Below are 12824 nucleotides of genomic sequence, written 5' to 3'. Positions count from 1 at the left end.
AAACAGAAACAGAAACAGAAACAGAAACAGAAACAGAAACAGAAACAGAAACAGAAACAGAAACAGAAACAGAAACAGAAACAGAAACAGAAACAGAAACAGAAACAGAAACAGAAAATGCTAGTGAAAAATTAGATACTGGTTTGAAAAAGACTAAGAAAACTTGGTCTGAACGATGGAATGCGTTTATGGCAAACTTCCGTTCAGTTGATGAAGACTTCTTTGACGACCTAGAAGAAACACTTATTGGGGCAGACGTTGGTGCACAAACGGCGATGCAATTAACTGATGAATTGCGTGATGAAGTAAAACTACAAAACGCTAAAAGTAAACAAGATGTTTCTAAGGTTATTGTTGATAAGCTCGTTGATTTGTACCGTAGTCAAGGAGTTAATGAAGACGCATCCATGCATTTTGCACCAGAAGGTCCAACTGTGATTTTGTTGGTTGGTGTAAATGGTGTTGGTAAAACCACAACAATTGGAAAATTATCGGCGTATTATAAAAATGCTGGTAAAAAAGTTGTTCTAGCTGCAGCCGATACTTTTAGAGCAGGGGCGACTGAGCAGTTGGTTGCTTGGGGTGAGCGTAATGATATTCCAGTCGTAACAGGTTCTTCAAAAGCAGATCCTGCATCGGTGGTTTTTGATGGTGTAAAAACAGCTATCGATACGCAAGCAGACATTTTATTTGTTGATACGGCAGGTCGTTTGCAAAATAATGTTAATTTAATGCAGGAATTATCAAAGATGAAGCGCATTATTACGCGTGAACTACCAAATGAACCACAAGAAGTGTTATTGACACTTGATGCAACAACGGGTCAAAATGCAGTGCAACAAGCAAAACTATTTAAAGATTCGACAGATGTAACAGGTATTGTACTGACAAAGTTGGATGGTACAGCCAAAGGTGGTATTATCTTGCCAATTCGAAACGAGTTACATTTACCGGTTAAGTGGGTTGGCTTGGGCGAAAAAGTCACAGATATCCAACCTTTTGAAGCAAATGATTTTGCAAAGAGCCTGTTTGGTAGTCTGTTAACGGAGTCAGAGTAATGGAATTAGAAAAAAGCATGCGCTTAAATATGTTATTCGATTTCTATCAACCATTACTTACGACAAAGCAAAATGACTATTTACAACTATATTATGCTGACGATTACTCTTTGGGTGAGATTGCTGATGAATATCAAGTTTCTAGACAAGCTGTGTATGATAATATTAAAAGAAGTACACAACTGCTAGAGAATTACGAAAAAAAATTACATTTGTACGATGATTATCACAATAGAGAACAAGCAGCGGATCATTTAAATGCATATATTCAGAGAAAGTATCCGGATGATCAGACATTGGTTCGTTTAGCATCAAAATTATTGACATTAGAAGAGGAGTAAAGTAATGGCCTTTGAAGGTTTAACAGATCGATTACAGAAAGCCTTGAGTGGCTTACGTCGTAAAGGAAAAGTTACAGACGCAGACATACGTGAGACCATGCGTGAAATTCGGTTAGCCTTATTGGAAGCCGATGTTAACTTTAAAGTTGTTAAGGACTTTGTACGTAATGTACGCGAAAAAGCATCTGGTGCAAAGGTTTTAGAAGGACTTAACCCAGCGCAACAAATTGTCTCGATTGTTAACGATGAATTGACGGCAATGATGGGTGAGTCAGCTGTAGCACTTAATAAATCACCCAAAATACCAACAGTTATTATGATGGTTGGGTTACAAGGTGCTGGTAAAACGACAACAGCAGGAAAGTTAGCCCTAAAGTTAAAAAATGAACAGAACGCACGCCCATTAATGATTGCGGCCGACGTTTACCGTCCTGCCGCAATCGAACAATTAAAGACTTTGGGTGAACAAATTGATGTACCTGTATTTGATATGGGGACTGATGTTAATCCACGTGAGATTGTAAAAGCCGGAATGGAGAAGGCAGCTGAACTAAAGTCAGATTATGTCTTCATTGATGCGGCAGGTCGTTTACAGATTGACGAAGAACTGATGCAAGAGTTGGCGGATGTCAAAGACATTGCACATCCAGATGAAATTATGCTGGTTGTTGATGCAATGACTGGTCAAAATGCCGTGGAAACTGCTGAAGGATTTAATGATCGTCTGGACATTACTGGTGTTGTTTTGACGAAGTTAGATGGAGACACCCGTGGTGGAGCAGCGTTATCAATTCGTGCTGTGACTGGAAAACCAATTAAGTTTGTCGGTCAAGGAGAAAAGATGACGGATTTGGATATATTCTATCCAGACCGTATGGCTAGTCGTATTCTTGGTATGGGTGATTTGCTGACTTTGATTGAAAAAGCCCAAAAAGATTATGATGAAAAGCAAGCGAATGAAACCATGGAAAAAATGAAATCAAATACTTTTGATTTCAATGACTTCATTGACCAGATGGATCAGTTACAAAACATGGGTCCGCTTGAAGACATTATGAAAATGATCCCAGGGATGGCAAACAATCCAGCTTTAAAGAATGCAAAAATTGATCCAAAAGATATGGCACATATTCGCGCTATTGTGATGTCAATGACACCCGAAGAGCGAGAAAATCCGGATGTTTTGAATCCATCACGAAAGCGTCGTTTAGCTGCAGGAGCAGGTCGCCCGGTTGTTGAAGTTAATCGAATGGTTAAGCAATTTAACCAAATGAAAAAGATGATGAGCGGTGTGATGAACGGTAACATGGCTGGTATGGAACAAATGATGAATGCAATGGGTGGCAGCGGAAACGGTGCTGGCTTCCCAGGAGCTGGTGGTGGTATGAAAGGCAAGATGGCTAATATCGCTATGAAGCAAATGGCTCGTAAAATTCGTAAAAACAAGAAAAAGCGTCGTTAATTATAAAGTGTAAAGGGAAAACACTTTACAGCATTTGTTAAGTCTGTTATAGTTGTAAATGTAGAAAACAATTGGAGGAATTAATTAAAATATGGCAGTTAAAATTCGCTTGAAGCGCATGGGTTCAAAGAAGCACCCTGTATACCGTATCGTTGTTGCTGACTCACGTTCACCACGTGATGGTCGTTTTATTGAAACTGTGGGAACTTACAACCCACTTGTACAACCATCAGAAGTTAAATTGGACGAAGAACTAGTTTTGTCATGGTTGAACAATGGTGCACAACCATCAGACACTGTTAAAAACTTGTTGTCAAACGCTGGTATTATGGAAAAGTACCATAATGCTAAGTACTCAAAGTAATTTGAGGATTGATATATAGGCATTCATAGGAGTTTTGGTCACTTTTGGTTACCCAAGCAATTATTCATTGCCTAGAATATTTAAAGTAATATAGAAAAAAGGAATCCATTAAGTGGATTCCTTTTTTTGTGAGATGCTACGACGCATTACCAAATTGTTTTTAAGTCATTAAAAACATGCAGCTCTAGTTGATCATCATCAAGATGCCAAATACTTACTGCACCATTGTCAGGTTCTGCTTGATCACCATCAAGTTGAGCAAAATGCTGACCTAATGTACTAAGTAATCTACCATGTGAGACTAAAAGCACATTATCATTATCATTATTTTCTTTACTAATTTTCCTAAAACCGGTCATTAGCCGCTGCCAAAAAAGGTCTGCTGTCTCAGCATCCCCAGTTGGATCAGCTTCATGAATGGCATTGATGATTTCAAAAGGACCCAATTCACTGGTTAAATTAGCAAAAGTAGAGTTTTCGGGTAGTGAGCGTTTTTTGGCAATTGCTTGAGCGGCGATGGAGTTAGGGATGCCATCAAAATAGCCAAAAAATTGTTCTCTGAGTTCAGGCAATGGTTGCAATAATTCTGAATCAGTGTGTTTATTTTGATTTAACACAATCTCGGCAGTAGTCGTGGCACGCTCTAAATCAGAAGAATAGGCGTTATTGAATTTGATATTTTGTAGGCGTTTACCAGCAGATTTGCCATCCTGAATTCCTTTTTTTGTTAGTGGGGCATTAGTCCATCCTTGTATACGTTTGTACTTATTAATATACGTTTCACCATGTCTGACAATATAAAGATTAATACTCATTGATTGGTCTCCTTGTACTGCAATTATTAGTTAAAGTTTATCAGATAATTCCAGATATTGCCTATTCAGTTAGCTTTATTTTACTGGTATACTACAATTAATAGAACTATTGAAAAGGAAGAAAACATGGCACTTTATAAAGTCGGTAAAATTGTCAATACACATGGTATTCGTGGTGAAGTGCGTATTGTACCAACAACAGATTTTCCTGCAGAACGTTTTAAAAAGAACAAAAACTTGATTATTCAAACACCAGAAGGTAATTTAACAGTTCAAATTGCTACCTCGCGTCAGCACAAACAATTTATGTTAGTTAGTTTTGTCGGTATGGGGAATATTAATGATGTTGAGCAATACAAGGACTGCGAAGTCTTTGTTGCTGATGAGTTACAACAGGCATTGCCTGATGATGAATTTTATTATCATGAAATTATCGGTCTCGATGTTATTGATAATGCAACTAATGAAATAATTGGTAAGGTTAGTGAAATTATGCCAATGCCCGCAAATGATGTTTGGGTTGTGCATGCAAAGGGTAAAGAAGATCTATTGCTGCCATTCATTGAAGATGTTGTGACGGCAATTGATTTAGATACTGGCACTGCCAAAGTAAATTTGTTAGAGGAAATTTAAACATGCGAATTGATGTATTAAGCCTTTTTCCAAACATGTTTGCGCCAATGCGAGAATCTATTATTGGTAAAACAGTCGAACGTGGTTTGGTTGACTTTAATGTGACCGATTTCAGAAATTATACAGATAATAAACATCATAAAGTTGATGATGAAATCTATGGTGGTGGGCAAGGAATGCTGTTAATGCCGCAACCATTATTTGATGCAATGGATGCAGTGGAAAAAGAAGCAGGTAATCGTGGTCGAGTGATTTTGATGGATCCTGCGGGTAAGACGTTCAACCAAAGCATTGCTGAAGAATTAGCCAAAGAAGAGCATTTAACGATTATTGCCGGGCATTATGAAGGATATGATGAACGCATACGAACTTTAGTTGATGATGAAATTTCCCTGGGAGATTTTGTTCTAACTGGTGGTGAATTAGGTGCGATGACTGTTATTGATGCGACAGTACGATTACTAGATGAAGCACTAGGGGATGAGCGTTCTGCAGTTGATGAATCATTTTCAACTGGACTACTTGAATATCCACAGTATACACGTCCGGCTGATTTTAGGGGGTTAAAGGTGCCAGATGTTCTTTTGTCTGGTCATCATGCAAATATTGCTAAGTGGAAGCATAAAGAGGCCCTACGTAGAACATATCAACGACGACCAGATTTATTAGCGGATTATGTGTTAACAACTGAGGATCAAAAACTGTTAAAAGAAATCAAGCAGGAAGAGCAAAATGATTAGTAGCACTTGTTAAGTGACTAAAAATATGTTACTATTTTATTCAGTGCTTATTAGCACAAAATAAAACCCGATAATCCGCTGGCCGAGTGGTGTAATGATTGTCGAAGAGGAGATTTGATTATGCGTCAAAACGCTTTACTAGAGAAGTTGGTTGCTGACCAATTACGTACAGACATTCCAGAGTTCCGTGCCGGAGATTCAGTTCGTGTTCACGCACGTATCGTCGAAGGTTCACGCGAACGTATCCAAATTTTTGAGGGTGTTGTTATTAAGCGTAAGGGTACTGGTATCCAAGCTACTTATACTGTTCGTAAGATTTCAAGTGGTGTTGGTGTGGAGCGTACGTTCCCATTGCACTCACCACGTGTTGACAAAATTGAAGTAGTTCGTCATGGACGTGTACGTCGTGCTAAGTTGTACTACTTGCGTGCATTGCACGGAAAGGCTGCTCGTATTTCAGAAGCACGCCGCGGCTAATAAGGGTAAACTATTAGTGAAAAAGCCAACCTTCATGGGTTGGCTTTTTTTGCAGATATATTTTTAGGGGGATTGAGTCTGTGAGTGTTGGTAGGAAAACAAAAAAAGAGAAACGTAATATTGGATTAGGTTGGCGGATTGTTTTTGGGCTAATAATTGGTATTGTTCTGGGCGTTTTATTTTTCAAGAATAAAATGGCTATCACTGCGATGCAAAATATCGGTACAATGTTTATTGGCCTCATTCAAATGATTGTTTTACCAATTGTGGTATCTAGTCTAACAGTAGGTATTGCAAAAATGGGTGATATACGTAAATTAGGTCGCGTGGGACTAAAGACTTTAATTTATTTTGAAATATTGTCGACAATTGCAATTGTATTAGGGATGATTGCTGGAAATGTTTTTGAACCAGGAGCCCATGTGAATGTGCATAATTTGCAAGCAACTAATATTAGTAGCTATTTGTCCACAGCAAAATCAGCCAGTTCTGGTGGTATCTGGTCAACAGTGATGGATGTCGTACCAACTAATTTTTTTGCATCATTAGCAGATAGTAAGATGCTTCAAGTTATTGTATTTTCAGTATTTTTTGGGTTAGGAACTGCTGCAATTGGTCAAAAGGGACAAATCATTATTGATGTCTTGGATGCAGTTGCTGAAGTGATGTTTAAAGTAACGAATTGGGTGATGCAATTGGCACCAATCGGTGTTGGTGCGCTTATTGGTGCTACGGTTGCTCAGATGGGATTAAACTCATTAAAGTCATTAGGATATTTCATATTTGTGGCCTACCTCACAATGATAATTTTCATGATTGTCGTTCTAGGCGGGGTATTAAAAATCTACAATGTTAATATACTAAACTTATTTAAGGTGTTACGTGATGAGATGATTTTAGCCTTTACAACTGCTTCTTCAGAAGCGACACTGCCACGAATTGTGTCTAAAATGGAGAAGTTTGGTGTTAGCCAAGGAATTGTTTCTTTTGTCGTACCGACTGGATATTCATTTAATTTAGATGGCTCGGCAATCTATCAGGCCATTGGCGCGTTGTTTATGGCTCAAGCATATAATATTCATCTATCGGTAATGCAGCAATTGACCTTATTAGTCGTATTAATGATTACTTCAAAGGGGATGGCTGGTGTACCAGGTGCATCGTTTGTTGTTCTTTTGGCCACAGTTTCTTCAATTGGTGTGCCTGCACAAGGGTTAGCGTTTATTGCCGGTGTTGATCGATTGATTGATATGGGACGTACTGTCGTTAATGTCGTTGGTAACTCAACAGCATCAATTGTTATTTCAAAATCTGAAAAAGATTTTGACGAAAAGAAAAATATAACATATTTGGCAAAATTAAACGATTAACTATAAAGCAACGTTTAGAAATTGTAAAAATAATCCGCAATTTTTTGGATTAAAATCAAGATCATCAAGCTATTGGATTCAATCGGTAGCTTGATGATTTTTTCTTTATTGACGAGAACTTATGTCGTCTTTACCTACAAACTGTTAATTTGTATAGTTGAAAAAAACGCGATAAATCACTGTTCTATATGGAATAATACCTATTTTTGTGTGATAATAGAAAAATGATTTTGGTTTAAGATAGGAGGCAGTTGTTGTGATAACGGCACGTGTACGAGAGTATGGTATGAAGGCGATTGTATTTATTTTAGCAGCCGTTTTAGTGGCCATCTCAATGAATAGTTTTTTCATCCCCAACAACATCTTTTCAGGTGGATTCAATGGTGTGGCTCAACTAATAAGTTTATTTTTTGATTCAGTATTTGGTATACATATTGAAGTTGGTGCAATTATTATGGCAACAAATATTCCATTAGCTATTGCAGGTTGGATATATGCCGGACGAGAGTTTACAATTTTATCTTTTTTGAATAACTTTACTGCTTCGTTTATGCAAATTGTATTGCCAAAGACTTCCCTTGTAACCCAAGAACCCATATTGGCTGGTTTGTTTGGTGGTTTATTATTAGGTGTTTCAATTGGCTTAACCTTTAAGATGGGCTTTTCGACAGGTGGAATGGACATTGTTGCTATGATTGTCCAAAAGACGACAGGAAAATCAATTGGATCAATTAATATGTTTATCAATGGTTTTATTGTTGTTGTTGCTGGTGCATTTATTGGGTGGCAAAACGCGATGTATACAATTATTGGTATCTATGCCACATCTGTTTCTGTTGATGCTATTCATACACGTCATCAAAAGTTAACAGCATTTATTGTTACGAGTCATCCCGATGAAGTTATTAAAGCGTTACAAGAGGCCTTGATTCGTGGGATTACAGTTATGCCCTCACGTGGTGCCTATACCCAAGAACCTAATACAACATTAATGATGGTATTATCTCGTTACGAGTTAACAGAAATGCAAAATTTGGTTAAATCTGTGGATGTTAATGCCTTTATTAACATTGTCAGCACGGTTGAAGTGTCTAATAATTTTTGGAACGAAGATCTACAATCCCAAATTAGACGTGAACGAACAGTTGCTAAGGCCCAAATTACAGATGCGTTGAATATCGGTGAGGAAGCTGATAAAATTAACCTAGACAAATAAGAAAGTTAATGAGGAACATATATAATGCCATTAGTTCATATTGATTTGGTTGCAGGACGTAGTGATGAACAGTTAAAAGCAATGATGACTGATGTCACCACCGCTATTGAAAAGCACATTGGGGTTCCACGTGAAAATGTTAAAGTGGTTGTAAATGAAATGCAACCTAATCGCTTTATGGACGGTGGCGTTTTGCGTTCTGAGAAATAATTTCGTACAATGGAGGGTGGAGCATGTCATGTGTTTCATCTTTTTTTTTGTTGTGAGGGGCATAACCATTGATTGGTTATTGAAAAAATACGAGTAGGAGCTATGGAGATAGATGGCTGAGCAATATATACTGGCGCTCGATCAAGGTACAACTAGTACCCGAGCAATGTTGTTTGATAAAGATGGGCAAGTAGTTGCCACGGCGCAAAAAGAATTACCTCAGATTTTTAAAAATCCAGGTTGGGTAGAGCATGATGCAAATGGTATCTGGGAAGATGCGCGCCAAGTAATGGCAGAGGTTGTTATCAAGGCCAATATACCACCTTATAAAATAGCAGGAATTGGACTAACGAATCAGCGAGAAACGACAGTTATTTGGGATCGATTGACAGGTGAGCCAATTGCACCAGCGGTTGTTTGGCAATCAAAGCAAAGTGTTCAAATTGCTGAAAGATTAAAGTCTGAAGGATTGACAGACTATATTTATCAAAAAACCGGTTTGTGGGTCGATGCGTATTTTTCGGCAACAAAGATTATGTGGTTGTTAGATAATGTCCCTGGTGCGCGTGAACGTGCTGAAAAAGGCGATTTATTATTTGGTACAATAGATAGTTGGCTATTATATAAATTAACCAATGGTCAAGTTCATGCAACCGATTATTCAAATGCATCGCGAACGATGTTGTTTAATATTCATTCAAAAGAGTGGGATAAAGAGCTACTTGAAAAATTCCGTATTCCGGATACAATGTTACCTGAAGTTCGGGATTCTTCGGGAATATTTGGTTATACAGCTGAGTATGCTTTCTTTGGTATTCAAGTTCCGATTGCGGGAATTGCAGGAGATCAACAGGCAGCGCTAATTGGCCATCAAGCGTTTAATCAGGGTGACGTTAAGAATACATATGGTACAGGATCGTTTATTGTCATGAATACAGGGCAAGACATTGCAACTTCAACGAATGGGTTGTTGTCAACAATTGCCTACAGTATTGATGGCCAAGTGACCTATGCCCTTGAAGGTTCTGTGTTTATTGCTGGAGCAGCAATTCAATGGTTACGAGATGGATTGCAACTGATTAAAAATGCAAAAGAAACCTCAGAATTAGCTGAAATTGCTCGTGAACAACATATTGATCCAATTTATTTAGTACCTGCTTTTACAGGTTTAGGGGCACCATACTGGGATCAAAATGCCAGAGGTGCTATGTTTGGTTTGACGCGTGCAACGACGAAAGAAGACCTTGTACGAGCAACTCTGGAATCAATTGCCTATCAAACGCGTGATGTCTTAGATGCCATGCAAGATGATACGAATATTGCCGTAACTAACTTAGTGATTGACGGTGGTGCTGCAGCAAATGATTATTTACATCAGTTCCAGGCAGATCTGATCAACACGGTGGTCAAACGACCTAAGCAACTAGAAACAACTGCTTTAGGTGCAGCCTATCTAGCAGGTTTAGGTGTAGGATTTTGGGAAGATATGACTAGCTTGCCAAAGACTAACCATTTGGAATTAAAAGAACCCATAACAGAACGGCAAGAGCAAGTCCAACTTGCATATAAGGGGTGGCAACGTGCGGTTCAAGCAACACGGCTTTTTCCAACGAATTAGTAGTATTAATTTAGGTTAAAGAGACTGAGAGCGAGACAAAAGTTGTTTTGGTGGGTGTGTAACATGATATGCGCTATTTTTGGCACAACTTAAGTCTCTTTGAAATACGTTTAAGAAGGTCATCAATCCACTAATTGTTAGGTGGATTGATGGCTTTTTAGTCTGTAACTAATTAGTTATGTCTTAGGTGCTATGTTCTTTTTTATGGGCACTTATAAAAAAGAACATACGTTCCCCTAAAAATTTAAGGAAAATTAAGGTATGATATAAATGTTAAATGAAGTTTAAATATATGCTGGTGTCTGTGTATTTAAATTTGGCTTTAACAATTAGAATTTGAGAGGAGTTGTGCCTATGGTAGAGGTTTCAACGAAGGTGATTGCAACTGGAATTGTTGGTGCGCTAGGTGTTGTGGCAACCACACAAGTACCAGTTGTACAAGCTGCGGTCAGGGGCGCTGTCAACTTGTCCCCTGATTCGGAACATGTTTCCCAATTTAAAAATGTGACAAATTTTATTCAAGAAGTGGCAACTGGGCAAAGTCATGGTCAAATTACAACAAAGTCAGATGTTCTTCGTGAAAAAGGAACAAAAAATCCAGCGATAGTGACTTTTAAAGGTGCGTCAAAACACGCTGATAACAAAACAACAAACAATATTGATTATGTTGCATCTGAAGCAATGACAGATGCTTTAATTACCTCTGATCAAGAAGACGAAACAACAGCATATTATGATGATTCATCAACAGATACAACGGAAACTGAAGTTTCGACGACACCAGCTGAAGATGCAGTGGTTTCTGAGGCAAATAGCGATAGCACACAGTCTGAAGCAAACAGTATTTATACGATTCAAGATGGCGATACATTAGGACAAGTAGCTGCAGCTAATGGTATTTCTATTGCCGATTTGCAGGCTGCTAATCCAGGTGCTGATACCAATATGTTACAAATCGGGCAATCACTTAATATACCAGTTTCTGGAGTAAATGATACTTCTGAAGCAGCGACTTATGCGGCACAATCTGATACGACATCTGATACAACAACTTATGCGGCCGCTTCAACTGATGATGGTACACAGTCCACATATGCTGAGCCTGTGCAACAATCTGTGAGTGATTTTACAGTTGATACAGCACCAGCAACATTTAATTCAAACATGGATGTGGACGTACAATCACTTGAAAGTGAGTCAACACCAAACGAACAAAGTAACGATACAAACACAACTAATGGATTGCATGTACTTACTAATGGTGATGTTGTTCTTGATGCATTACCTGCTAAGCAAACTAATGAATCTCAGGATGCCAACAATTCTACGTCATCAAATACACAGGCTTTGAGTACCCAAACTACCGATAGTAGTACATTAACGCAAACACAAAGAAATGATATTGTTTCTGCAGCATTAACATATGCTTCACAAAATATTCCGTATGTTTGGGGTGGTAAGACATCTGCTGGACTGGATTGTTCTGGATTAGTAGCTAAAGCATACCGAGCTGCTGGTATTTCAATACCCGCGTATACAGTTGCTGAAGAAGCTTATGTTGCGACGCAAGATGTACAAAACAATTCAGATATTTTGGTCAAGGCCCAACCTGGTGATTTATTATTCTGGGGTGGTCATGGGGCAACCTGGCAAGTTGCGATTTATATTGGTAATGGACAATATGTGATTGCTTCTGAACCAGGACAACAGGTACAAGTTGCTAATTTAGCAGATACAGATGTTCTACCTGACTTTATTGGAACTTACAATTTTCACTAAGATTGATAAATTTATACTTAAAATTGAGAAAAAGGACCTCAGAAATTTCTGAGATCCTTTTTCTGTAAAAAATTAAATGTTTTCTAATTCCTTTAGGCGGTCATCAATTTGTTGTAAAACAATCTTTTGACTGTCTTTATTTTCAAGATCATATTTTTGCAAATCAATTTTCATCTTTGGTGAAGCATCATAATCTGCATACCATTTTTGATATGCTGACCACATCTTGAAGTAGTATTGTCGTAAATCAGCATTATCTTCAAATTGCTCATAGTCACGACCACGCTTTTTAATACGATAAAGGATGGTATCAAAGTCAGCATCCGCAAATACCATTAAGTCAGGACGTCCTTTTTTCATCGTTTGAATCTCATCCATCATGTTTTTGAGCAGTGTCATGTAAACATTTAATTCAGCATCTGAAATATTACCTTCACGATGGTTTTCTTGGGTAAATAAAGCATCTTCGTAGATAGAACGATCTAAGACATTATTGTCATCTGACAAAGCCTTTTTGATCATTGCGAAGCGCTTGTTCAAAAAATAAATTTGCAATAAAAATCCATATTGTTTTGGATCTGCATAATAAAGAGGTAACACAGGATTCTCACCTACAGGCTCAAAAAAGGCTTGTGTTTTAAGATGTTTTGCAATCAAATCAGTAAGTGTGGTTTTCCCAACACCAATCATACCAGCTGTGATAATCACCATGGTAGTCCTTCTTCCTTCAGGATTATATTT

14 protein-coding genes are annotated in these 12824 nt (G+C 38.0%); 12 read left to right on the top strand and 2 right to left on the bottom strand.

Annotated features, from left to right (window positions below):
• The 4 genes from ftsY to rpsP all read left to right on the top strand — a co-directional run.
• On the top strand, positions 1-1058 hold a 1058-nt coding region (gene ftsY / locus HMPREF0877_RS06495), incomplete at its 5' end, for a signal recognition particle-docking protein FtsY (RefSeq protein WP_002828503.1).
• Positions 1058-1399, top strand: a complete 342-nt coding sequence (locus HMPREF0877_RS06490) for a putative DNA-binding protein (protein ID WP_002828501.1) — start codon at positions 1058-1060, stop codon at positions 1397-1399. The genes ftsY and HMPREF0877_RS06490, both read left to right, overlap by 1 nt.
• Positions 1400-1403: 4 nt before the next feature.
• Complete coding sequence (gene ffh / locus HMPREF0877_RS06485; protein WP_002828500.1) at positions 1404-2861, top strand: signal recognition particle protein; 1458 nt, start codon at positions 1404-1406, stop codon at positions 2859-2861.
• Between the two features lie 91 nt (positions 2862-2952).
• Entirely contained in the window at positions 2953-3225 is a 273-nt protein-coding gene (rpsP, locus tag HMPREF0877_RS06480) for a 30S ribosomal protein S16 (protein WP_002828499.1), read from the top strand.
• A gap of 146 nt (positions 3226-3371) precedes the next feature.
• Here the strand turns inward: rpsP and HMPREF0877_RS06475 are convergent, their stop codons facing one another.
• Positions 3372-4040 carry a histidine phosphatase family protein gene (locus tag HMPREF0877_RS06475; protein ID WP_002828498.1) on the bottom strand — a complete coding sequence of 223 codons (669 nt, stop codon included), beginning with the start codon at positions 4038-4040 and terminating at the stop codon, positions 3372-3374.
• 126 nt (positions 4041-4166) lie between these two features.
• Between HMPREF0877_RS06475 and rimM the strand changes: the two genes are divergently transcribed.
• From rimM to HMPREF0877_RS06435, 8 genes are all read left to right on the top strand, one after another.
• Entirely contained in the window at positions 4167-4673 is a 507-nt protein-coding gene (rimM, locus tag HMPREF0877_RS06470; RefSeq protein ID WP_040760846.1) for a ribosome maturation factor RimM, read from the top strand.
• 2 nt (positions 4674-4675) lie between these two features.
• Entirely contained in the window at positions 4676-5413 is a 738-nt protein-coding gene (gene trmD, locus HMPREF0877_RS06465; RefSeq protein ID WP_002828496.1) for a tRNA (guanosine(37)-N1)-methyltransferase TrmD, read from the top strand.
• 120 nt (positions 5414-5533) lie between these two features.
• Positions 5534-5890 (top strand): 50S ribosomal protein L19, encoded by a 357-nt coding sequence (gene rplS / locus HMPREF0877_RS06460; protein WP_002828495.1) that lies wholly within the window; start codon positions 5534-5536, stop codon positions 5888-5890.
• An 80-nt stretch (positions 5891-5970) separates the two neighbouring features.
• Positions 5971-7260 (top strand): dicarboxylate/amino acid:cation symporter, encoded by a 1290-nt coding sequence (locus HMPREF0877_RS06455; protein ID WP_002828494.1) that lies wholly within the window; start codon positions 5971-5973, stop codon positions 7258-7260.
• Between the two features lie 256 nt (positions 7261-7516).
• A complete protein-coding gene (locus HMPREF0877_RS06450; protein WP_002828493.1) occupies positions 7517-8476 on the top strand; it encodes a YitT family protein in 960 nt (319 codons plus the stop codon).
• 24 nt (positions 8477-8500) lie between these two features.
• A complete protein-coding gene (locus HMPREF0877_RS06445) occupies positions 8501-8686 on the top strand; it encodes a 2-hydroxymuconate tautomerase (protein WP_002828492.1) in 186 nt (61 codons plus the stop codon).
• A gap of 112 nt (positions 8687-8798) precedes the next feature.
• Entirely contained in the window at positions 8799-10304 is a 1506-nt protein-coding gene (gene glpK / locus HMPREF0877_RS06440) for a glycerol kinase GlpK (RefSeq protein ID WP_002828491.1), read from the top strand.
• Positions 10305-10658: 354 nt separating this feature from the next.
• Positions 10659-12083 carry a C40 family peptidase gene (locus HMPREF0877_RS06435; protein ID WP_002828490.1) on the top strand — a complete coding sequence of 475 codons (1425 nt, stop codon included), beginning with the start codon at positions 10659-10661 and terminating at the stop codon, positions 12081-12083.
• Positions 12084-12155: 72 nt separating this feature from the next.
• Here HMPREF0877_RS06435 and HMPREF0877_RS06430 read toward each other — a convergent pair whose 3' ends face one another.
• Positions 12156-12794, bottom strand: a complete 639-nt coding sequence (locus tag HMPREF0877_RS06430) for a deoxynucleoside kinase (protein WP_002828489.1) — start codon at positions 12792-12794, stop codon at positions 12156-12158.
• Positions 12795-12824 lie beyond the last annotated feature (30 nt).

Source organism: Weissella paramesenteroides ATCC 33313 (genome assembly GCF_000160575.1).
Classification (GTDB): Bacteria; Bacillota; Bacilli; order Lactobacillales; family Lactobacillaceae; genus Weissella; species Weissella paramesenteroides.
Note: the sequence above shows the minus strand (reverse complement) of the source record. Positions and strands in the feature narration are given on the sequence as shown.